The sequence below is a fragment of the Streptomyces sp. Rer75 genome, assembly GCF_013414305.1.
Classification (GTDB): domain Bacteria; phylum Actinomycetota; class Actinomycetes; order Streptomycetales; family Streptomycetaceae; genus Streptomyces; species Streptomyces himastatinicus.
The window spans coordinates 494,540-516,758 of the sequence record NZ_CP058693.1 but is presented as its reverse complement, the minus strand read 5'-3'; the positions used below and the strand labels follow the sequence as shown (position 1 = coordinate 516,758).

At 70.5% G+C, this 22,219-nt stretch carries 18 protein-coding genes and 1 pseudogene; 11 read left to right on the top strand and 8 right to left on the bottom strand.

Annotated elements, in window-relative coordinates; genetic code table 11:
- Window positions 1–2 precede the first annotated feature (2 nt).
- Window positions 3–758, top strand: a complete 756-nt coding sequence (locus HYQ63_RS01540; RefSeq protein WP_179932132.1) for a FadR/GntR family transcriptional regulator — start codon at window positions 3–5, stop codon at window positions 756–758.
- 534 nt (window positions 759–1,292) lie between these two features.
- Here HYQ63_RS01540 and HYQ63_RS01535 read toward each other — a convergent pair.
- A protein-coding gene (locus tag HYQ63_RS01535; RefSeq protein ID WP_373689008.1) for an IS5 family transposase occupies window positions 1,293–2,167 on the bottom strand; the annotation gives its coding sequence in 2 pieces (ribosomal slippage) (window positions 1,293–1,774 and window positions 1,774–2,167; 876 coding nt in all).
- 123 nt (window positions 2,168–2,290) lie between these two features.
- Here HYQ63_RS01535 and HYQ63_RS01530 point away from each other — a divergent pair.
- The 5 genes from HYQ63_RS01530 to HYQ63_RS01510 all read left to right on the top strand — a co-directional run bounded on the left by HYQ63_RS01530 (window position 2,291) and on the right by HYQ63_RS01510 (window position 5,910).
- Window positions 2,291–2,641, top strand: a complete 351-nt coding sequence (locus tag HYQ63_RS01530; RefSeq protein ID WP_179932130.1) for a hypothetical protein — start codon at window positions 2,291–2,293, stop codon at window positions 2,639–2,641.
- A gap of 94 nt (window positions 2,642–2,735) precedes the next feature.
- A complete protein-coding gene (locus HYQ63_RS01525; RefSeq protein ID WP_257231524.1) occupies window positions 2,736–3,125 on the top strand; it encodes a hypothetical protein in 390 nt (129 codons plus the stop codon).
- An 86-nt stretch (window positions 3,126–3,211) separates the two neighbouring features.
- Window positions 3,212–3,703, top strand: coding sequence for a hypothetical protein (locus tag HYQ63_RS01520; RefSeq protein WP_179932128.1), 492 nt, complete (start codon window positions 3,212–3,214; stop codon window positions 3,701–3,703).
- A gap of 264 nt (window positions 3,704–3,967) precedes the next feature.
- Window positions 3,968–4,816 (top strand): IS5 family transposase, encoded by an 849-nt coding sequence (locus HYQ63_RS01515; RefSeq protein WP_179932127.1) that lies wholly within the window; start codon window positions 3,968–3,970, stop codon window positions 4,814–4,816.
- Between the two features lie 140 nt (window positions 4,817–4,956).
- Window positions 4,957–5,910, top strand: a complete 954-nt coding sequence (locus HYQ63_RS01510) for an IS481 family transposase (RefSeq protein ID WP_179932126.1) — start codon at window positions 4,957–4,959, stop codon at window positions 5,908–5,910.
- A 360-nt stretch (window positions 5,911–6,270) separates the two neighbouring features.
- Here HYQ63_RS01510 and HYQ63_RS01505 read toward each other — a convergent pair whose 3' ends face one another.
- Window positions 6,271–6,798, bottom strand: a complete 528-nt coding sequence (locus tag HYQ63_RS01505) for a hypothetical protein (RefSeq protein WP_179932125.1) — start codon at window positions 6,796–6,798, stop codon at window positions 6,271–6,273.
- Between the two features lie 681 nt (window positions 6,799–7,479).
- Here HYQ63_RS01505 and HYQ63_RS01500 point away from each other — a divergent pair.
- Entirely contained in the window at window positions 7,480–7,959 is a 480-nt protein-coding gene (locus tag HYQ63_RS01500; RefSeq protein ID WP_179932124.1) for an HIT family protein, read from the top strand.
- Window positions 7,960–9,107: 1,148 nt separating this feature from the next.
- Here the strand turns inward: HYQ63_RS01500 and HYQ63_RS01495 are convergent.
- The gene (locus tag HYQ63_RS01495; protein ID WP_257231523.1) at window positions 9,108–10,394 is read right to left on the bottom strand and encodes a PAS domain-containing protein; all 1,287 of its coding nucleotides are present in this window, start codon (window positions 10,392–10,394) and stop codon (window positions 9,108–9,110) included.
- Window positions 10,395–10,748: 354 nt separating this feature from the next.
- Between HYQ63_RS01495 and HYQ63_RS01490 the strand changes: the two genes are divergently transcribed.
- Genes HYQ63_RS01490 through HYQ63_RS01480 form a run of 3 tightly spaced genes read left to right on the top strand, consistent with a single transcriptional unit; the run spans window position 10,749 to window position 15,429 of the window.
- On the top strand, window positions 10,749–12,131 hold the full coding sequence (locus HYQ63_RS01490; RefSeq protein ID WP_179932122.1) for an acetyl-CoA carboxylase biotin carboxylase subunit family protein: 1,383 nt from the start codon (window positions 10,749–10,751) through the stop codon (window positions 12,129–12,131).
- Complete coding sequence (locus HYQ63_RS01485) at window positions 12,131–14,137, top strand: PEP/pyruvate-binding domain-containing protein (protein ID WP_179932121.1); 2,007 nt, start codon at window positions 12,131–12,133, stop codon at window positions 14,135–14,137. The genes HYQ63_RS01490 and HYQ63_RS01485 overlap by 1 nt, the downstream gene beginning before the upstream one ends.
- Window positions 14,138–14,145: 8 nt before the next feature.
- Complete coding sequence (locus HYQ63_RS01480) at window positions 14,146–15,429, top strand: MFS transporter (protein WP_257231522.1); 1,284 nt, start codon at window positions 14,146–14,148, stop codon at window positions 15,427–15,429.
- Window positions 15,430–15,754: 325 nt separating this feature from the next.
- Here HYQ63_RS01480 and HYQ63_RS44245 read toward each other — a convergent pair.
- The 4 genes and pseudogenes from HYQ63_RS44245 to HYQ63_RS01465 all read right to left on the bottom strand — a co-directional run bounded on the left by HYQ63_RS44245 (window position 15,755) and on the right by HYQ63_RS01465 (window position 19,037).
- Window positions 15,755–16,151, bottom strand: a pseudogene (locus tag HYQ63_RS44245) (hypothetical protein).
- Between the two features lie 443 nt (window positions 16,152–16,594).
- Window positions 16,595–17,179 carry a phosphotransferase family protein gene (locus HYQ63_RS01475; RefSeq protein ID WP_373689007.1) on the bottom strand — a complete coding sequence of 195 codons (585 nt, stop codon included), beginning with the start codon at window positions 17,177–17,179 and terminating at the stop codon, window positions 16,595–16,597.
- 623 nt (window positions 17,180–17,802) lie between these two features.
- The gene (locus HYQ63_RS01470; RefSeq protein ID WP_179932118.1) at window positions 17,803–18,135 is read right to left on the bottom strand and encodes a hypothetical protein; all 333 of its coding nucleotides are present in this window, start codon (window positions 18,133–18,135) and stop codon (window positions 17,803–17,805) included.
- Window positions 18,136–18,206: 71 nt separating this feature from the next.
- Window positions 18,207–19,037: a phytanoyl-CoA dioxygenase family protein gene (locus tag HYQ63_RS01465; RefSeq protein ID WP_179932117.1), complete on the bottom strand. Its 831-nt coding sequence runs from the start codon at window positions 19,035–19,037 to the stop codon at window positions 18,207–18,209.
- Between the two features lie 128 nt (window positions 19,038–19,165).
- Between HYQ63_RS01465 and HYQ63_RS01460 the strand changes: the two genes are divergently transcribed.
- Window positions 19,166–19,984 (top strand): helix-turn-helix domain-containing protein, encoded by an 819-nt coding sequence (locus HYQ63_RS01460; protein WP_373689006.1) that lies wholly within the window; start codon window positions 19,166–19,168, stop codon window positions 19,982–19,984.
- A gap of 1,396 nt (window positions 19,985–21,380) precedes the next feature.
- Here the strand turns inward: HYQ63_RS01460 and HYQ63_RS01455 are convergent.
- Entirely contained in the window at window positions 21,381–22,070 is a 690-nt protein-coding gene (locus tag HYQ63_RS01455; RefSeq protein ID WP_179932116.1) for a FadR/GntR family transcriptional regulator, read from the bottom strand.
- Between the last annotated feature and the right edge of the window lie 149 nt (window positions 22,071–22,219).

Here is a 22,219-nt window from a genome sequence, read left to right as displayed (position 1 = left end):
CCATGTTTTCCAAGGTGAGCGGTCCCCTACGGCTCGCGGATCGGGTCGCCGCCATGCTCTCGGAGGAGATCGAGTCCGGGCGGCTGGCCGAGGGCGACAAGCTGCCGACCGAGGTGGAGCTGGTCAAGCAGCTCGGCGTCAGCCGCACCGTCGTGCGCGAGGCCGTGTCCAGACTCCGCAACGCGGGCTTGGTCGAGCCGCGCCAGGGGCGCGGCGTCTTCGTCATGCCCCGGCGCATACGACCCCTCGACCTTGAGGCCGAGACCGCCCAGCACACCGAGTCCAAGGTGCGGCTGATCGTGGAGGTACGCCGCCCCATCGAGGGCGAGGCGGCGTACCTCGCGGCCACCCGGGCCACCCCGGCCGACCTCGCCCGGATGCGTCAGGCACTGGAGGCCATCGACACAGCGGTCGCGGCCGGCGGTGACGGTGTGGACGAGGATCTCGCTTTCCACAGGTCCATCGCCGAATCGACCGGGAATTCCGTGATGGTCTCGACGGTGCGCTACCTCGGCGAGGTGCTGCGCAGCGGAATCCGCGTCACGCGTGCGAACGAGGCGCGTAGGAGTGACTTCCTCGAAGCCGTCCGGCAGGAGCACCACTCCATACTGGCTGCCATCGAAGCCCGCAACGCCGAGGCCGCACGCGACGCGGCGCTCCTCCACCTGAAGCACGCCGCGTCCCGGCTGCACGAAGCAGACGAAGGATTCTGGACCGAGACCGACAACCTCGAAGTGGATCTCGACGCCGCCCCGTGATCTCGGGTCTGTGGGGCTCGGAAAGTCGTCGCTGCAGGTGGCCGGCGTCCAGCGCACCCCCGACCCGGATCGGCACGGCCGAGACGATGGTCGGCCAGCTCGCCCACCTGCTCACCGTGATGCCGCTGCCCCCGGCACCATCACCGGCCTGTCGGCGATGGCCGTCCACGGCGACACCGCCAGCGCCCTCATCCGCTCCGCGATCGATGCCTTGGAGTGAATCCGCGCAATCCTGCGCAACGTCGTTGAGTACCCTCCCCGGCCGTCCGTAGCGTCAAAGAACACCGATGCCACCAGCAGGGGAGGGGCCAGGCCCCATGGGCGTACCCGCGAACGTCTCCACGGCCGGTACCGGGCCGGACAAGCACGGCCTGAAGCCCGGCACGCACACGATCCTGTACGACCCTCAGGGCCGGATCGAGGCGCTCCTCCCGCTGGACCGCGCCCCCTACGAAGGCACTCATCACGGCCGTGCTCGCCTGGGAGGACCCGAAGCTGGAGCCCTGCGACTAGGGCCTGTTGTGAAAGTGCTGGTCACAGCCACTCGTTGATGGCTGCGACCAGCACTGTCGCTTCGTAGCGGACGGCGAGTTTGTCGTACCGAGTGGCAACGGCCCGGTGCCGCTTGAGCCGGTTGATCCCGCACTCGACCGCGTGCCGTTGCTTGTAGTCGTCCTTGTCGAACTTCGGCGGCCGCCCGCCACGCGATCCACGCTTGAGGCGGTTGCGGACTCGGTCCGCCGGAACCGCAATGGTGGCTTTGATCCCGCGTCTGCGCAGGTAGGAGCGATTGCCGCGGGAATCGTACGCCTTGTCGGCCCGCACCCGGTCCGGGCGCTTGCGCGGCCTGCCGAGCCCCAGCCTCGGAACCCGGATGGCTTCCAGGACCGCTTCGAACTGCGGGGAGTCGCCCCGCTGCCCGGCCGTGATCACGAGGGACAAGGGCTTCTGCCCCTGCTCGACTGCAAGGTGGATTTTGCTGGTCAGTCCGCCGCGGGAGCGTCCGAGGCCGTGGTCGGCCGGCTCGACGAAGATCCCGCCGGGCGGTTCCTTCTGGAGGTCCCCTTTTTCGCCGCTCCCGCGGCGTGCTGATGAGCCCGGCAGACGGTGGAGTCGACGTTGACCTCCCAGGTGATCAGGCCCTTCGCGTCCGCCTCGGCCTGGAGCTGGGTGAGGATCCTTGCCCAGGTGCCGTCCCGCTGCCAGCGCCGGAACAGGTCATAGACCCGGTCCCACGGCCCATAACGTTCGGGCACGTCCCGCCAGGGAGCACCGGTCCGGGTCCGCCACCGTATGCCGTCTATCAGCTGCCTCCGCGTCCACACCTGCGGCCGCCCCGGCTTGATGCCCGTCGGCAGCAGAGGCTCAAGCCGGGCCCACTGGCCGTTCGTCAGATCCCCACGTCCCACAGGAAGTGATCATCAACGAACAAGATCCACTTTCGCAACAGACCCTAGGGCGTGTCCTGTCGATCTGACTGGCTGAGTAAAACCAGGTGCGGCCGGTCGCCGCGATGGTGTGAGATGCGGGACATGACGATCGTTCTGAACGAGCCCGGCGTCGATGGGCTGACCGGGGTCGTGGATGCCCTCCGCGTCTGGCAGGACGACCGCACGCCGCTGCAACTCCATCCGGGAGACCTCGGCTGGGCCTGGGCGCTGGGCGCGGATCGGCTGGCCGCGGCCGTCCGCACCTGGAGCGTGGACGGACGGATCATTGCCGTCGGAGGGGAACCGACGAAATGCAGAGGGTGGGGTGACGAAACGAGCGACGGGCTCAACACCGAGAGCTCGGCGGTGCTTCTCGGCCGACGCGAAAGCATCGGTTGGCGATTCGGGTGGGAACCTGCGGCCTCCGGGCCGCGTTTTTCTGGGCGTGACTGAATCGCCCGGCCTCCCCAGCCCTGACAACTGCGCCGGCTTTGACGGCGACGAAGAGTCCCTGCGGCCTGGTCCACTATGGCGCCATGCCTTGTGGGTGGCGGGCCTCACCATCCTCGGGGTCGGCCTGGGCTGGGCAGACGCGTCGTACCGTTTCGGCCCCGATGAGTACGGGATGCCGCTCGCCGTTTCGGGGCAGGTGCGGCCGTACCTGGTGGCCTGGAGCGTGACCGGTCTGACGGCGGCAGCCGCGCTGCGGGCTGTCGCCGCCAGGGTTCCGCTCATCGGGCCGGATGTGCTCGTACTCATACTCACCTTCATGGGCACCCGGCTCTCACTGGGCTTTCGGCCGGAGCCGCCGGTGCTGGGTGCCTCGGCCGCAGCCGCACTGACGGCAGCGTTCATTTGGTGCGCCCTTGCGCTGCGCCGCGGCTTTCGTGGCTACCGCGGGCGGCGAGCTACTTCTGGCGGGCGAGGGGCCGGGTAAGCAGGGGATCCGCACACTCGACCGTCGGCGAAGCTCCAGGTCAGCTAATTTCGTCGGTTGGCCTCGGATACCTGGACGACCCTGATGTGCTGCGCCTGACGACCGCGCCGGAGCTGCGACAGGACGGTGATCTGGCGCGCCAGCTGCTGGCGGACCTCGATGATCCGGAGCGCGGGGTCCTGCCGCCCGGGAAGGTCGGCCTCGAAATCCCCAACGGCGCCCTGCTCCGCGAGGTCCTCTTGGAGGCGGGCTGGATTCTGGACGAGCCGTGGACGCCGCTGCGCCACGACCTTGCCGAGCCGGTGAAGGACTCCGGCCTGCGGATCGAGGTAGCCGGTCCGGAGACGGCGGGGGTGCGGACCGCAGTGCATCGCTCGGCGTTCGGCAGCCCGGCGTTCACCGAGGAGATTTGGCACGTCCTCGCGGCCGGGCCGGTCTATGCCGACGCCCGCTGCCTGATCGGCTACGACGACCAGGACAACGCGGTGGCCGCGGCGACGGTCTGGTCGGCCGGGCCCGGCAAGCCCGGCCTGCTGGAGCCGGTGGGCGTGCACGCCGACCATCGCGGTCGCGGCTAGGGGACGGCGATCAGCGTCGCCGCTGCGGCGGCGCTGCGTGAACTGGGTGCATCAAGCGCACTCGTCAGCACCCCGACCTCGAACGCTGCCGCCGTCGCCGCCTACAGGGCAGCTGGATACGAGCCGTCGTCCGAACGGCTGGACGTCAGCCGAGCCGCCTGAAAATGATCAGGCGGCGGTATCGGACAGGCCGCGTCGCTGACCCTGGCTGGGCCCGAACGCCCTTTGAGGACATGGGATAGGTCGGGGTTCGATGATGGTCGGATGATTCGTCGTGGTGAATTGACCGATGCGGCCTGGGCGCGGATCATGCCGCTGTTGCCGCGCTCCAACGGGCGTCGTGGCCGGTGGCGGGATCATCGCCAGGTCATCGACGGGCTCTTGTGGAAGGTACGCACGGGTGCGCCGTGGCGGGATCTGCCGGAGCGGTATGGGCCGTGGAAGACCTGCCATGAGCGGCTGCGCCGGTGGACGGCGGATGGGACCTGGGATCGGATCCTCACGCAGGTCCAGGCGCACGATGACGCGGTCGGGACGATCGAGTGGGCGGTGTCGGTCGACTCCACCATCGCCCGTGCCCATCAGCATGCGGCAGGGGCCCGGAAAAAAGGGGGCTGCGGCACGTGGCCGGTTGCGCCGGTCGGCGGCGAGGCACTGGGACGATCCCGCGGCGGGTTGAGCACCAAAGTGCACCTGGCTGTGGATGGGCGCGGCCGTCCACTGTCGATCCTGCTGACGCCCGGACAGGCCGGTGACAACCCGCAGTTGGTGCCGCTACTGGAGGCGATCCGGGTGCCCCGGCTGGGGCTGGGGCGTCCCCGGTCGCGGCCGGATCGGGTCATCGCCGACAAGGCATACTCGCATCCGTCTACCCGCGCCGAGCTACGCCGGCGCGGGATCGCCACCACCATCCCCGAGCGTGCTGATCAGAAATCCCGGCGCCGCGGCCGACCACCTTGCTTCGACCGCGACCTCTACCACGACCGGAACGTAGTCGAGCGCTGCTTCAACCGGCTCAAGCAATGGCGCGGCCTGGCCACCCGATACGCCAAGCGCGCCGCGATCTACCGAGCCGAAGTCGTCATCGCCGCCAACATGATCTGGCTCCGCTGATCGACAGGACACGCCCTAGGTGTGCTGTCCGGGGACGTTGGTGACGGGCGACGCGCCGTGAGTGGTGCTTGAACGAGGCGAGGGCCTTCTGGTTTCGGTGTGGATTGCGACATCTACCACCGGCACACAGGAGGCCCTCGTTGATCCACCGTAACGCCCCGCTGACTCCGACCGGCAGGCTGCGTCTGGCCCGGTGTGTCGTCGAGGACGGCTGGCCGCTGCGACGGGCGGCCGAACGGTTCCAGGTCAGCCACACCACCGCAGCCCGCTGGGCCGGGCGCTATCGCCACCACGGGGCAGCGGGTCTGCAGGACCGTTCCAGCCGCCCCCATCACTCACCCCGCCGGACGCCCGCCTGTGTGGAGGAGCGGGTGCTGCGGATGCGCCGTGAACACCGGATCGGCCCGCTGCGGCTGGCCGCCCGTTCTGGCGTCGCCGCCTCCACCGCTCACCGCATCCTTCAACGCCACGGCCTGCCGCCGCTGGCCGCGCTGGACCGGGCCACCGGCGAACCCGTCCGCCGCTACGAACGCTCCCGCCCCGGCGAACTGGTCCACATCGACGTCAAGAAACTCGGCCGCATCCCCGACGGCGGCGGCCACAAAACCCTGGGCCGGGCAGCCGCCCGCAAGAACAAGAACGGGACCGGCTATGCCTTCCTGCACACCGCGCTGGATGACCACTCCCGCCTGGCCTACACCGAGAACCTGCCCGACGAGAAGGCCCCCACCTGCGCGGCCTTCCTGGCCCGCGCCGCCGCCTGGTTCGCGGTCCAGGACGTGACCGTCGAACGGGTGCTGACCGACAACGCCTGGGCCTACAGCAAGAACACCTGGCGGCAGACCTGCCGTGACCTGGGCATCAGCCCCCGCTGGACCCGCCCCTGGCGCCCGCAGACGAACGGGAAGGTCGAACGCTTCCACCGCACCCTGCTCGACGAATGGGCCTACCAGCGGCCCTACACATCAGAAGCCGAACGGCAGGCCGCGTTTCCCGACTGGCTGGACTGGTACAACTTCCACCGACCCCACACCGGAATCAGCGGCCACACCCCAGCCAGCCGCATCACCAACCTCTCCGGACAACACACCTAGTCGCAGGTCGCCTTGAAGCTGGCCGGCCACGCCCGCGCGGTAGCCGCAGACATCCGGCGCCGCGCCGCCCATTTGGTCAAGGACAACGGCCGCCGAGCCCTCGCCGAAGACTTCCTGGACCAGGCCGAGTAGCGGCTGTCCGTCCCACTGGAGGCAACCAGTGCGTTGAAGGACCGCGCCCAACTGGTGCGGGTGCTGTACGGACGGCTGGACCGCCTCACCCAAGCCGCGCCCACCGCCGTCAGCCCTTCCTGAACGGGTGCGACCACGGTCTCCGGGGGCGCGGCGCAGCACCAACGCCCAGCCCGTCCCCGGGCCTGGACGGCACGCCAATGCACCGCTCATTGCTCTCCGTATTCGTCAGTTGATGCGCTTGGCGATGATTGAGTTGTCGGGCCAAGCTGAGCTGGCTGTGGCGTTCCAGCGGAGGGTGAGGGTCCAGGAAGTCGGGGTGGGGATGTTGGAGGGGGCGCTGTGGGAGGGGGCCGGGGTGCCTGCTGGGCGGCGCCAGCCGTCGAAGGTTCGGCCGCCGTCCGAGGATGTGGTTTCCCAGATCGTTCCGTCGTTTCCTCGGCAGGCGATCATTACGCGTTGCTGGGCTTCGTAGCCTGGCTGGCCGGGGGTGACCACCGTGGTCTGGGTTCCCAGGCGGGCCGCCGAAATGCCGCTTCGGCAGACTCCGCCGCCATTCACCTCCGAGATGTTGGTGACCGTGCCGTTCGCGGTTCTCGTCACGCTGTAGACGTGGTTGTCGGCTCCCGTCCAAAAGCTGCGGAGTACGCGTTCGAAACGCTCTGTGCCGTAGACCGCTATCTGGCCGTCTCCATTCAGGTCGTTGGCGTCCGAGGAGAGCAGGGCGTGGGGGGTGACGTCCCAGGGGCGGCCCACCAGGACAGAAGTTGGCGGAGCCGCTGTTCGCCTGGGTGTACCAGATCTCGCCGTCCATGCCTCTGACGAAAACGATCGCCCGGCCTTGTGGCCATTCGAGGATGCGGGGCGGGGAGGTTGTGCGGGATGACTCGTCGCCGCCCAGCGGGCGCCATGTTCCGCCGTTGTAGCGGAACCAGATGTTGTTGTCCACGCCTCGGGTGACGTCGTACGTGGCGCCGGCGATGGTACCGACTGGGCGGCGGAGTTCGCTCTCGCGCTGCTGCCCCAGTTGGACCAGTTCGTTTCTGCCGCCTGTGCCGGGGTGGTCGTTCCGGTCAGCAGGAAGAGAGCGGCCAAGAGGGCGGTGGCTGTCGCGTACCAGGTGCGGTAGTTCTGGGATGGGGGGCGTCGTTGTTTTCACGGCAGAGACGTTATGCAGGGGCTGGTGATCTTTCTTGTCCGTGCGTGCACGGGCGCTGGCGCGAGTGCACTCCACCGGGCAAGGCCCTCACCCTGGACCGGGCCCAGGAGAAGATCCGCACGGCTCTCGCCAGGGCCGCCCAGACCCCGAGCACAGTGGAGCTGATGGCGATTCCTGAAAACGGCCGGGGTCGCTTCTCGCCTCACCTGGTTGGTCCTTGATGTGTGTGGGGGAAAGGTGAGGCGCGGGGCTTGATCACCTGCGGGTAGGTTCTGGCCATGACGGGTGACTGGTGGATGGATCGGATCGGGGCTGCTCTGCGAGGGGAGAACCCCACCGTGCTGCGGCGGCTTGAGGCGGGATTCGCAGTGATCGGGGACGTTCAGTTCTTGCCGGGCTACTCGGTCCTTCTCGTGGACGAACCCGGTGTTCAACGGCTGTCTGACATGCCGAAGGCCAAGCGGCTGGCATTTCTGTCCGACATGGACCAGCTCGGAGAAGCGGTTGAGCGGGCCTGCCAGCGCCTGGATCCCGATTTCCGCAGGGTCAACCTGGAGATCCTTGGTAACACGGACCCGTTCCTGCATGCCCACGTCTGGCCGCGGTTCGAGTGGGAGCCGGCCGAGTTGGTGGGCAAGCCTGTGTGGCTGTATCCGCATGAGCGGTGGAGTGATGAACGGTTCAGGCTCACCCCGCAGCATGACGTGCTGCGGGATGCGATCAGCAACGAATTGGACCGGTTGCGTTCGACGACCTGACGGTGAGGGCCCGCCGACCGTCAGGTCGGCGGGCCCGGAGAGCCGTGACGGTCAGGGGGGGGGCAAAAAGCGCCGGGCGCCGGGCGAGTGCCCGGCGTTACCCAGCCCTGGCTGTCAAGAGTCAAGAGCCGAGGCAACACGACGTTCCCCCTTGCTGGTCAAGGGCGGGCTCTACTTGAGCAAGAGCAGAAGCAGGCTGATCACCCCCACTCCTACAAGGATCGCCGCACCCAACACGGGGTTGACATACGCGACATAAATCGTGATTCCGCCTATTGCGAGGAGAACAATGGCGGCGAGGCTGATGAGCCGATCGTTGTGCATGGGCCTACGGGTTCGCCCAGCGCTTAGCCGGCAGGTGGGCGAACCCGTCCCCTCCCTGTGCTGCTCGAAGGTTCGTCAAACGACGAGAGTCCCGTGAGTGCGGGGCTCTCTCCGCTCATCGGCAGAATCGAGGCACTGCGGATTGGGGCGTTGGCCGGGGGAGTGGTACGTGGGCATGGGTCGGTTGACGTCGGAGTCGGCTGCTTTGAGTTGTCGTGATGCATGTGGTGTGTGAGGTGTGGGCGGGTGGCCGTCGCGCAGCATTTGCACGGCCTCACCCATAGGGCACCGAGGACGAAAGCGGTGCCCGCCGGGCGGGCGTGACATGGCCGCCGACGCCCACCCGGCGGGATCGGCCGTGAAGTTCCGGTGAACTCTCCCGCCCCACGGGATCGGCCTTTTCCACAGGTCAGAGCCGGTGTCGCCTGTGGGGATGATCAGCGTTGCGAAGGTTCAACCCGGGAACGCACATCGGTACCCTCCATCGCGTGCTACCACTCTTTCTACGGAGCGTCGTCGGCCAAGCACCCACGCTGAAGCAGAGCCTCGACGGTCGTTCCACGTCGCTCGGCCAACTCAAGGAAGGCCTCGCGCTCGCGCTGGGTGAACCTTCGCGAAGTACCTGATAGGCCCAGCGACCTCCTTGCGCTGGCCTTCCAGCCCCAGCCGCACGAGCGTCAGATCGGCGAAGTCGGGCTCGGGCCCGGGCATCCCCAAGCCGCCGACGGGCGCGTCCTGCCGCTCCCGCCAGTTGCGGCGTACCTGGTTCATTGCGGTGGCCACGAGCCAGGAGCGGCAGACTGAAGCTTCCCGGCCGCTTCCCGTCAGCAGGGACCGGCCGGGCGGCAGCCGACGGCCGAGCGCGGCGGCCACGCCTGCGGATCGAGGATGCCCAGTACATACGCCCGGCTGACCAGCGCCAGCCGGGTGGGTGCCGCCAGCAACTCCCGCAGCCGGCCGAGGTGGTAGTCCAGGGTCTGCCGGGAGAGCCGGAGCGAGGCGGCGATCTCGTTGTTGCCGTGCCCGGCGGACAGCAGGGTGAGGATGCGCAACTGCGCCGCGGTGAGCGGTGGCAGCGGCGGGTGCGGCAGGGTGTGGTGGGGCAGTATCGCCCAGACGCCGCGGGCCCGCCGTGAACCGCTGCTGACGGCGGTGAGCAGCACCCGGGCCCGCCACTCGTCGCCCCGGGCGTCGAGGAAGACCGCGGAGGTCTGGAACCGGCGCCAGCGCCGGTTCACCAGATCCCGCCAGGCGTGGCGCAGTCCGGCCAGATCGTCGGCGGGGGCCAGATAGCGGTGGGCGGGGCGACCGAGCAGATCGGGCACATGGACCCGGAGCAGTTCCGCGGCCGAGGCGCTGACGCGGCGTATCCGGCCGCCCGGCGAGAGCAGGGCGCACGGCAGACCGCTGTGTTCGCTGAGCGCCTGGAGGTCCTCCTCGGCGGCGCGCCGCTGGCTCAGGGCGAGGGTGTAGTCGGTGATGTCGATGTAGATCCCGGCCACACAGGTTTGGCCACCCTCGGCCACCGGGAAGCGGTGGCCGACCGCGCGCCCGGGTGAGCCGTCGGGGCGGTGGTAGCCGATGGTGTGCCGTACCGGCTTGCCCGAGCTGAGCACCTGCCGGTCCAGGGTCTGGAAGGTAGCCACGTCCTCGGGGGCGTCGACATCGGTGACGCTGCTGCCGATCACGGCGTCGGGGGTGGTGCCGGACAGATGGGCGTAGGCGTGGTTGGCCCACAGGTAGCGGCCGTGGGCGTCGCGGATGAACGCCGCGGCGGGCGCGAAGTCGGCGAAGTCGGTGAACGCGGCGTAGCCGTGGCGTCCGAATTCCAGGGCGCTGATGTCCACCGCGAGCCCGCTGACCCCGCCCCCGCCGTCACCGGCCAGTCGGCCGGGATAGGAGGTGACGTCGAACAGCCGCCCGCCGAACCGGACCTGGCGGCGGTCGATCCCCGACTCCCGGCCCTCGGCGGCCGTCCCTTCCCGCGCGGCGCCGACCGTGCCGCCGAGACTGTCGACGAACCGCTGTGCGGTGCCGGGGTCGTGGAAGGCGCCCCCGCCGCAGTTGACGATGCGCAGTCCCTCATCGGTTTCCCACCATGACACGGGCATGCGCTCGAGCAGCGTACTCAGGCCCATATCGGACACCAGTCGCCTTTCCGGTCCGGCCTCCGGGTACGGACCGCCGAAGGCATGGCTAAGGATTGCCCAGGCCCGGCGCTCACATGCGGCGTAACCAGCCGGAACGCAAAAGGGGCCGAGAAGGGCTGAAACCCATGCCCGACGGCCTTGCTCACCGTGAACCCATCGTGACACTCAGGCATTTGCCTGAGCGCCCACCCCCGATTCGGGGGGTAAGGGTCATGCCCGACTGGTTCGCTTGACGGGCCCGGATCGCGGCGGATGTGCCAGCCCGCCGGTTTTTGCTGAGCCGTCGGGAAACTCTGAACCGAGGAGTCGTTATCTGTGAGTAAGGTGCTGTTTGTCTACGCCAAGGGCGGGCCGCCGCTGGAATACGCGCTGTCCCGGGTCGCCGCGAAGGCCGAAGTGCATCTGCTCGTGCTCAGTCCCCATCCGCCCTCCGCCCACGAGGTGGTCACCCGACTGTGCGCCTCGGTGGTCGCCTCCGTGGACACCGCGTCCCAGGACCTCGTCGCGCTCATCACGGCTCAGGCACAGGCCGTCGGCGCCGACGCGGTGTTCACCCCGTCCGAGTACGCCGTGGTGGCGGTGGCCGACGCCTGCGAGCGGCTGGGTCTCGCCGGGGCCGGGCCGCACTGCGTGCTGGCCCGGGACAAGCGGATGATGCGCCGCACCTGGGAGGCGCACGGGGTGTCCCAGCCACGGTTCCGCTCCGTGGCCACCGAGCGCGATCTGCACGAAGCCGCGGCCGAGATCCCGTACCCGATGCTGATGAAGGCGGCCTGGAGCGCCGGGTCCACCGCCCATCAGATCCTGCGCGCCCCGGAGGACATCGCGCCCGCCTGGGCCCGGGCCCGTGAGGTGATGGAGGAGTCCGCCCGCCAGGGCTACGCCGAGCTCCATGTGGCCGGGGCGGACGCCGACTTCCTCGTCGAGGAGATCGTGACGGGCACGGCCGGGGACTGGTTCGAGGAGCCGGGCTGGGGCGACTACGTCAGCGTCGAGGGCGTCGTGGCCGAGGGCGTCTATCACCCGGTGTGCCTGAGCGGGCGGATGCCCACCGTCGAGCCGTTCACCGAGCGCGCCGGGATCACCCCCGCCCTGCTCCCCGAGGACGCCCAACGCAAGGTGGTGGAGCTGGCGACGGCCGCGGTGGACGCGCTCGGCCTGCGCACCTGCGGCACCCACACCGAGATCAAGCTGGGCGCCGATGGACGGATGTGGGTCATCGAGACCGCCGCCCGGTTCGGTGGCGCGATGACCGTCCCCCAGATCGAGGAGGTCTTCGGGGTGGATGTCATCGGCATGCTCATCGACCGGCTGCTCGGCCGCGAGGTCGACTGGCCTGATCCGGGGCCCGGTTCGGTGCTGGGCGCAGCGGACGCCAAGGGCGCGGCCGGCTCGCTGGTGGTGCTGGCAGTGGACGGCTCCGGCGCGCCGTGGCCGGACCGGCGGCTGTGGGACTTCGACGCCGTCCAGCGCTCCGGACTGATCTCCACCGGGGCGCGGCTGACGAAGGTGGCCGAACACTCGCTGCCGGACGGCACCCCGGTGCCGGTCTACGACCCGGCGGCGGGCGCGAACACCATGGCAGCGCTGTGTCTGCTGGTGGCCGACGATCCGGTCACGGTGATACGTGACTTCGAAAGGCTCAACGACGCCCTGCCCACCGCCCTGCCGCCCGTCCCGGCCACCGGGAGGCCGTGATGACCGGCATCAGCGCGTTTCCGAGCCCGGCCACCGCGCCCGGCACCGATGCCACCGTGGTCGGCGAGAACCTGTCGCTGCCGCTGTTCCGGTCGCTGTCCGGAGTGCTGGCCGGACACCCGTATCTGAAGGTGGTGGTCGACCGCACCGAGCACACCTGGCATCTGCTGGACACCGCCGTCCACCCCTTCCACGTCAACTATGTGGCCACCCGCATCCTCGGGATGGACCTGGACGAACTCGACGCCGGACTCGACGCTTTCAACGCCTCGGTGTACACCGACCCCGGCCGCCGCTTCCTGCTCGGTGTGCTGTCGCTGCACGCCGACGAGGACACTGAGGGCCGGGACCGGCCGTTCCTGGTGCTGGAGACCACCGAGGCCGACACCATGGACGGCCCCTTGGTCCAGGAGTTCTACGACTTCGTTCGGGAGCGGGTGGACGGGCGGCTGCCGTTGCTGCTGAAACCCGCCAACCACGGCCAGGAAGCGGCACTCGCCCCCGTGAGCGACGTACGGCTGCCGCGCATCCTCAGCCACGAGCTGTTCGTCAGCCGCCCCCGCACCCCGCTGAACACCGGGGAGGCCATCGGCCGACTGCGCTGGTTCGCCTCGCTTGAGGAGTACCGCGCGCACGCCGCGGACCTCGGCTGGTCGGACATCGTGGCCATGGACCGTCTGCCCGACGATGTGCCACGGGTGGCCGGATTCATCAACGCCGCCCCCATCACCCCGTTGTCCCACACCAATGTGCTGGCCTCCGGCTGGGGCATCCCGAACGCCATCGTGCGCGACATGGCCCGGCTGGTGGAGTCGGAGGAACTGGACGGGGCGTGGGTGTGCTACCGGGTCCAGGACGACGAGGTGAGCCTGGTCCGGCTGCACGAGGTCCCGGAGCTGGACGAGCCCGCGTGGCACCAGCAGCGAATCCGGCTGGAGCCGCCGCTGCTGGAGGACGTCCCCGTCCTGGAACTGCGCCGGCTGCGCCGCGAGGACCGCGACCGCTACGGCACCAAGGCCGCCAACCTCGGTGAACTCCACCATGTGCTGGACAGCCGCACCGCCGATCTCACCGCCTTCTACGGCCGCGCCCGGCCTCCCCGGAAGGATCTGTACGGCCATCTCGCCTCCCGGCTGACCGCGTCCGCCGACCCCGAGGCGCTGCGCCATGCGGCCTCGGAGTTCGCGGCGGCCACCGTCACCGCGCCCGACGGCGTGGCGCTGCCGTTCGCCCTCCAGCACCGCTTCCTGATCTCCTCGCCCGCTCTGCAACAGGGCATCGGCAAGCTGAAGATGGCGCTGGAGCTGGGAGCCACTGATGTGCTGGACCCGCTGTGCCTGAGCCTCCAGCAGCTGGTGCGCGGCACCCCGGTGCCGGAGGATGTGGCCGCGTGGATCACCGGCCCGTTCGCGGACCGGGTGTGCCGCAAGCGGCTGGTGGTCAGGTCCTCCTCCAATGCCGAGGACCTACCCGGCTTTTCCGCCGCCGGGGTCTACGACTCCATCACCACGGTGCACGGCACGGACGAACTCCTTGACGCCGTCCGGCAGGTGTGGGCCTCGCTGGTGTCGCCGCGCAGTGTCCGGCTCCGTCACGAGGCGGGCATCTCCCTGGACGACACCTACATGGGCGTCATCGTGCAGGAGTACACCCCGGCCGAGCTAGGCGGGGTGCTGGTCACCTGCAACCCCACGCGGCGCGAGGACTTCCGCAGTATCTACATCAACTGCACGCCCGGTTCGCCCGAGAGCGTCGTCGACGGCACCGCGCTGCCGTTGCAGTACCTCTACAACACCGTGGAGGGCGGGGGCCGCACCGTGGACCTCGGTTCGTCCGGTGAGGACCTGCCGTCCTCGGCCCGGGCGCGGCTGGCGGATCTCGCGCTCACCGGGCGGCTGCTCCAGTCGCACTTCGCGGACGATCCGGATGATCCGCTGGACATCGAGTGGCTGATGACCGAAGAGGGCGGTTTCAAGCTGGTTCAGCTCCGCCCGTACGCGCTGTGAAGGGCCGTGTGCCGTTCCTGCGCCGCTCCCCGGCGGAGGGACGGACCCCGCTCACCGCCGGGGCACGCCGGGTCATCGCCCTCAACAACGGTTTCCAGCTGCTGTTCAACCTGCTGTGGTGGATGCCGGTCTTCTACGCCTACCAGCGGCAGGCCGGGCTCTCGGACGCGCAGATCTTCGGCATCCAGTCCCTCTACTACATCGCGTTCTGCCTGTTCGAGATCCCGACCGGCCTGGTGGCCGACCGGATCGGCGCCCGCAACTGTCTGCGCGCGGGCGCCGTGGTGATGACCGCGGCGAACCTGGCCCCGGTCCTCTCCCCTGACTACACCGGCTTCCTGGTCCACTTCCTCGCCATCGCCGCGGGCCGCTCCCTCACCTCCGGGGCGGCCAGCGCCTACCTCTACGACGCCCTGCACGCGGAGGGCGCGGACGACCACTATCTGCACGCCGAGGGCACCGCGCGGGCCCTCGGGCTGGCCGCGAAGGTGATGTGCTGGCCCCTGGTGGGACCCCTGATGGCGCTGTCCCGGCCCACCCCGTACCTCCTCAGCGCGGTCAGCGCCGGGGCGTCACTGGCCTGTGTCATGGCCCTGCCCCGGCTGGTGGGCGCGGAGTCGGGCGGACGCCGGTCGGGGGTGTGGCGGGAGGCCGGGCGCGCGCTGCGCCAGCTGCGCGGCTCCCCGTGGCTGGCCCTGGTGATGGTGCAGGGTGTGGCGGTCTTCACGCTCTCCCGGATCTGCCAGGTGAACCTGTTCCAGCCGATCCTGATCGACCAGGGCATCCCCGAGCCCTCGCACGGCGGTGTGCTGGCGGCGGTGACGGTGGCCGAGGCCGTGGGTGCGGCCCGGCCGCAGTGGCTGGGCCGCAAGCTGCAACCGCTGACGATGGTGTCCGTCTTGAGCCTGGCGATGGCGGTGTCCCTGGCCGGTATCACCCTCGGCGGGCCGATGGCGGCGGTGGCGCTGCTCTGCCTGTTCTCGGCGGTCACCGGCTTCGCGTATCCGATCCAGCGCAAACTGGTGAACGACGCGGTGCCGCCGGGCGCTCCGCGCGCCACCCTGCTGTCGGTGGAGAGCATCATCGACCGTGCGGTGTGCGCCCTGGTGGCGGTGGCTGCGGGCGCGTACCTCTCGGCGGGCCGGATGGACGCGCTGCTGTGGCGCAGCGCCGCCGTGACCGCTGCGGTGATGCTCGCGGTGCACCTGGCCGTGCTGATCGGACGGCCGCGGCGCCCCCGCCCGCCACGGGCCGCCCGCGAGGAGCGTCAGGAGGCCGTCGGGCACGCATGAAGGTGATAGCGGGCCGGCGAGGGCGTCAAGGACGCCACCCAGATCGCCTCCTAGACGCGCAGCACCAGGCCACGGGCAAGGCCACTCCGAGTACGCCGGCGACGTCACCATCGACACCACCAAGCAGCGCAACGGCAAGTACGCGCCCAAGGACCCCAAGCGCGGCGGCGCGCCGTGGTCAGCCCACCAACATAATGCGAACGAGAATCCGAATCTCCGGTTCGGTGTTGTTGCTGACACGGTGGGTAACGGAGTCGCGTTCCTCGGCGCGGAACACGTTCTCGGTCAGAGGGAGGCCTCAACGAGTGGCTGTGGCCCACAGCCGTCACGCAGCGGGATCCACGTTCCACGCCTCAGGCAGATCGTTGCCGCAGAAGACGCAGACACACCTCATGGGTGAAGCCGGAGGGCCTGCCGAGCGCTATGCCGTCCAGAGCACGAGCGACTGCGGACCAGGATCTGACGTCCGGGCAGTACCCAGTGGAGTGGTTGCTGACCTCGCCCACGGCCCACCGGCCTGCCTCGCGCATGAAGCTGATCTCGCCGGCGCTCAGAACCATGTCTCCGCCGGCACAAGCCACGTGCTCACTTCGCCGCGGCGCCAGCCGAAGCACACCGTTCGTTCCGACCACGAAGGTGAACGGCTCGGCCAGCTCCGCCGCCGCCCGCCGTACGAGCAGATGCGCCAGCTCTTGGCGCGTGCTCAGGCGACTGCGACCCACGACCGTTCTGTCCGCCTCCCGCTTGGCCCGGCAGAGGTGTCCGCCGGTGCCGGACGGATTCGTTTCCCGCTGGTGCGCTGGGTGCTCGCTCCGCGTACGACGTGGCAGGCGCGCCGCCTGGCTGCCGCCTTCGGCCCCGGTAAGGATGCGCGCACTGCCTGGGCCCTGGCGCGGCTGCGGGAGCACCCGGAAGAAGACGATTACGCGAAGCGATGCTGCCCCGGCCTTCTTGGGTAGGGGCCGCCCCCGGCAGCCACCACGCTGGGCGCTCCACCCGCGCTCGTGCTCGTTCTCCCAGGCGCCGTACGGCTGGTCGTCCGGTGCTCGCCAGGGCCGCTGCCATACCTGCTCCGCCCCCGTTCCCGGTCCGCCCGGCTTCCGCCGAGTCCACCACCCGCGTCGAGCCCGGGCAGCGCAAGGACAAGCACCGGCGGGATGCGGTGTTATCCCGTCGCATGGCGGCGGCGCCGCGCCAGCCAGCGCAGTGACGCCAGGGCGAGTCCGGTCATCATCTGGCGGATTGGCGTCGGCTCCGCCTCGCCCCGGGCGCACATGATGGCCAGCAGCGGGTGGCGGGCTGCGTAGGGCTCGGGGTCGATGCCGCTGAGCGCGACGCTGCCGAGCAGCATGACCAGGTCCGCGTGCGCGGGACCGATCCATGCGTGCGGCCAGTCCACGAACACCACACGGTCCTCGGTGAGCAGGATGTTGAACGGATACAGATCCCCGTGCACCAGGGTGTTTCCGGCGGTGGTCTTGCCCAGCCGCTCCTCCCACCGCAGGTGTTGATCCAGCGCCTCGGCGGTCTTCGGCGCGAGGGCGGCGAGCCGGGCCACCGCTCGCGGATCGTTGGCCAGCCGCTCCCAGCCGCCCAGGCGCGGTGCACGCGGGGCGACATCCCACAGGGGTGCGGGGTGAGCCGCCCGGCCAGCCCTGTGACGGCGTCGAGTACCCGCTCCAGTTCGTCCCCGCGCCACGGTTGTGCCGGAAGCGTGCCCGCGATGTCCTGGTGGACCAGCACCACCCATCCGTTCTGATCCAGCGATCCCAGCAGACGGGGTGCCGCCACCTCGGGCGGCAGCGCGCCCGCCACCTCGATCTCACGCCGGTGGATCGCCGCCACCCCAGGCGCGGCTACGGCGTCGACGGCCTTGACGAACACCTGACGCCTGTCGGACAGTTCCAGCCGGGCCGCGAGCCCATCGGAGAACCCCCCTTCCTGGCTCACCGCCGCGCGCACCGCGCCCCCGGTCACGCCCTCGATCGCGGCCACCACATCCGGCGGAAGAGCACTCCAGGGAATGCGCCCGTCCCCGGTGAGCGCGGGGAGCCGCACCGAGCCGCTGCTCCACCCGTTCTCCATCGGTGGCATGCCTCCGCCCCTTTCCACACCGTCCCCAGGCGGCGGATGCGGATTCTTGTCCCCGGCCCCGCGCCCCCGTTCTCCATCTTGGCCTTCTGGCCGACCGCAGGCCGGAGTCTGGCCCCCTCAAGCGGTGGCGCTCGGCTGGTACGCGGCCGGGGCTCGCCGGATCCGGGTCGGCGCCGGACGGGCCCGTGGCCCGGCATCTCCGCCGCGGGACGCCCGCCTGGACGCGGGGCGGCGGACGGTGCCGAGCCGGTCACGACGGGGCCGGACCGGGCGGGGCCGTCACGCGGGACCGGCGGCCGTGGCTGTGTCGACGAGCTTCTCGAACAGGAACTCGTGCTTGAGGAAGGACACGTCGTACTCGTGGCCCGGGTAGGGCGGGATGAGCTGCGACGCCTGGAACAGCCGCCAGCCGTCGAGCAGTGCCGCCACGCCGGTGGCGTACGGCGGCTCGTCCCCGTCCCCGGCGGTGGGTGAGGTGGCGCCTGTGCCGTCGTAGCGCGCCCAGCCGATGACGCCGCTGTCGACGGAGGAGTTGTTCAGGTAGAGGACGAGCACCTGCTGCCGGACGGTGCTGGTGATGGCGGGCTCGGCGGTCGTGGGTTGTGTGGTCACGGTGGACAGCTCCTGGTGTGAGGCGACGGCGGGGGAGGGGGCGGAGGCGAAGGCGGCGGGCGGGACGGCGCTCAGGCGTCGACGGTGGCCCTGCCGGGCCGGTTGGTCACCCGGGTCACCCAGTGGTCCAGATCGAAGGACGGGTCCCCGGTCAGCGCCCGCCACAGCCTGATCCGGTTGTGCAACTCCAGCCGACCGGTCGCCTGCTCGTACCACGGGAACCGGGTCCGCAGCTCCTCGGCCACCGCCGGGTCGCCGAGGTCGTCGGTGTTCCACAGGCGGACCTGCGGGACGGTCGGATTGAAGCGGATCTTGAACATGTAGCGCGGGACACCGCTGTCGTTGCGCCGGCCGCCGTGCCAGATGCCGTGGTGCAGGATCAGCACCGTGCCCGCCGGACACACCATCCGCTGCTGCCCGAGCAGGTTCTGGTACCGGCCGGTGTCGCTCTCGTTGGTGCGCCGCAGATGGCTGCCCGGCACGATCAGGGTCCCGCCGGCCTCCAGCGTCACCTCGCGCGGGTAGTACATGAGCTGGACGTCGAAGGCGTCCGGCCGGACATCGATGATGGCGTCACCGTGCAGCGGCTGGGCCTGGCCCTCCTGGGGCTGCCGGACGTGCACGGCGTGGTGGTCGATGGTGGGGTCCGGGCCGACCAGGCTGTAGAGCGCACCGGCCACGGCCGGGAGGTCGAGCAGGCTGCGCGCGAAGGAGCCCTCGGGGAAGGCCTTGGCGACCGGGGTGCCGTACGGGACGGCCGGCACGCCCGCGGCGAGCACACCGAGCGCTTGGTCGTTGAGGGAGTCGGGGACGACGGAGTCGAGGCGCAGAAAGCCGTGGGCCACGAACCGGGCCATGCGCGCCGAGGTCAGGAGCTGTTCGCGAGCGGGTCGGGCGGCCATGTTCTCCTCCGGTCGGGAGAGCGGGAGCGGTGGTTTCTCGTGGTTCGTCTCCACGACGCTAGAACGCGGCCACTCTGGGACGCGTGGGCCCTGCTCACTACTACTGGTAATTTTTCACCATGACGGGCATGACGGGCATGACGGGAGCAGCTCCCCAGTCCCAGCCGCAGCGAGTCCCGGTCCGGCTCGACTTGCCCCCGCACATCGAGGGGCTCGGCGTCGGCGTCCACGGCACGCGGCGCCCCCGCGACGTCTTCCGCCTGCCCGACCTGTGGCAGCTGCACCTCTACCGCTACACCGCCGAGCTCACGGTCGACGGCGTTGGGTACACCGTGCGGCCCGGTTACGTCAGCCTCGTCCCGCCCGGTGTCCTGGTGCGCTACCGCTATCGCGGGCGCTCCGAGCACCTGTACGCCCATCTGCGGCTACCCGACCACGGGGCGGCCCGTACGGTGCCGGTGGTGCAGAACGCGGGGGCCCAGACGGCCCTGCTCTCCAGCCTCCTGCTCCAGGCCATCGCGGCCGTCCCCAGGGCCCCGGCGCAGGCGGTGGCCGAGGTGTGGTCAGCGCTGTGGCGCGTGGCGCAGTTGTCCGTCCCCGCCGGCACGGGCGGCGGGCACCCCGCCGTCGCCGCCGCGATCGCGTACGTCGAGTCGCGTCTCGCCGAGCCGCTCACCGTGCCGGACGTGGCGCGCGGAGCGGGTGTCTCGCACAACCACCTCACCCGGCTCTTCCGGGCCGAGACCGGGCACACGGTCGTGGCCCACATCCGGCACCGCCGCATGGAGCGAGCCAGGCACCTGCTGCGCGAGACGACGCTGCCGATCGCCACGATCGCGGCGTCGGTGGGGATCACGGACCTCCAGGCGTTCAACAAGGCCTGCCGCCGCGAACTCGGGGCCTCGCCGCGGGCGATCCGCGACGGAGCGCCCGGCCCCGGCGCCTGAGGGCCTCGCTGGAGCGGATGCTCAAGCCACGCGAGTAGCACGGAAGCCGGTCAGACGCGCGCGGGGCCGGCCCAGACGTCCCTCACGAGGTGACGTTCTTCAGCACCGGGCGGCCCGCCTTCCGGTACTCCCGCCGGGCACCGGCCAGCAGATCGGTGCCGGTGGCCGGCTCGCCGCGGCCGGGCCAGACCGCGGGCGCGGCCGTCCGTTGGGAGAGGTGCCTTTCCGATGGTCCGGACTACACCGGGTGCGGCGGGGCCCCATCACTGCCGGACTCTCCCTTCCGCGGAGGTCCCCCGCTGCCCCGGCCGACCGCTGGGGACCAGGAACCCAGCACTGGGCCAACCCGGCATGACGTGGGAGCGAATCCTCGCCACCGGCCAGCCCTTCCAGCGGCCGACTCACCACAAGATCGGCACCAAGCCACGGCGGGTGGGGTGAGGCCGAGTGATCCGCCATCAGGTGCCATGAGTAGGGTGCTCTATGCCCTATCACCTGCGGTTCTTCTTCGAAGTCGGCGTTCCGCAGACCCCTCTGTGGCCAGACGGCGTCGACAGCCCCTACGGTTCCCCCTGCGAGCTGGAACGACTGTCTATCAGCGCGGCCACGCGGGAGGAGCTGGCGAGACTGTGCGACTGGTACCAGTCGTCCGTCGCGGCTGGCAGGGGGTCTCGCACCGCACCGGATGGGAACATTGGGCCGGGCGTATGAAGACGGGACCGGCTCGACCGAGACCGGACAACCGCCAGCAGCTGGTACCGCGGAAAAGCGGGGCCGCATGCGGTCGCCGCGCGGACGCCGGTGGCGAGCTGCCGGACTCGGCAGCCGCCGCCCCTGGACGCCTCCCCCCTGACCTCTGCTAGCGCGGCGCGGCGTGCCCGCCGTTCCATCCGGCCAGCGTTCGGCCTCTCCTGCGGCTGGCGCCGCTTCGGCTTCCTCTGACCCTTCGGAGCGGCGACCGATGTCTTCCCGGGCTCCGGTTCCGCCTGAGCGGCCCGCGCGGTGGGACGCCTTCTCGTCTTCAGCTCCATCCGGCCCGGTGCCGTGCCTCCGACGTGGTCCTGCTCGTGCAGGAAGGTGCGTGCCGCGGACAGGATGCGTTGCTCGGATGCACTGGCGCCGCGCCGGGTTAACGCTGTGGCTTGCGGAAGCCGGGAGCGCACGCCCCAGGCGCGTTTCTCGTTGACCGCCGTGGCGAGTTCGGTGAAGAGCCGATGCTGGTAGTCCTCCCACCCGTCGGCTTTGTCGAAGTAGACCTCCAAGGCGGCGGAGTGCCCTGCGCGCATCCGCGCCCAGGCCAGCGCACGTCCGCACCCCGCCGTGGCCGCAGTTGGGACAGGCCCGCACCGCTGCCACGGTGTCCCAGATACACCGTTGCCGGCTCCCGCCACGCCCATCAGGCCCCGCGGAGATGTGCCAGTATCCGCTCGAGTTCGGCCTGTAGTGCGCCTCCCGCCGCGTCGGCGTCGCCGCGCTGGACGGCCCGTACGAGCTCGGCGTGGGCCTCATCGCCGTGGTCTGGTTCGTCGGCCCGCAGGCCGAGCAGCTCGATCAGGTCGATGAGGCCCTGCCGCAGCGCGGGGGCGAACTCGGCGAACAGGTCGGTGAGCACGGGGTTGTGGGCGGCCGTGACGACGGCGGCGTGGAGCGCGATGTCGGCGTCGACGAAGGCCGCGTCGTCGCTCGTCGACCTGGCGCGCCGGTAGGCCAGGGCGGCGTCGAGCGCGGCGATGTCGACGTCGGTTCGGCGGTCGGCCGCGAGGCGTGCGGCCTGCACCTCGATCAGCATCCGCACCTCGTAGACGTCGGCGACGGCGGCGCGGCGGAGCTTCGTCGGCCAGTCCTCGTCGGGCTCGGTGGCGACGACGAAGACACCGGCCCCCTGCCGTGCCTGCACCAGGCCCGCCCCGGCCAGGGCCTGGAGCGCCTCGCGCACGGTGGAGCGGCCGACCCCGAGCGTCTTGGCGAGGGTGGTCTCGCCGGGGAGCTTGCTGCCGACCGGCCAGTGGCCTCTGGTGATCTCGTTGCGCAGTGTCGCGGTGGCCTGTTCCACCAGGGGGCTGCGGCGGAGGGCGCCGAGTGGCATCCGGTGCTCACCTCTTGACTTCTCGATTCCTCAGGTTGTCTGAGGAGTTGGGTTGTGATTACTGTACCCCGCATGACGCTGCGCGGACTCCTTCTTCTCGGCTGCCGCGGCGGGGCCTGACACGACCGGCACCCCGCCGTGGGCGCCGT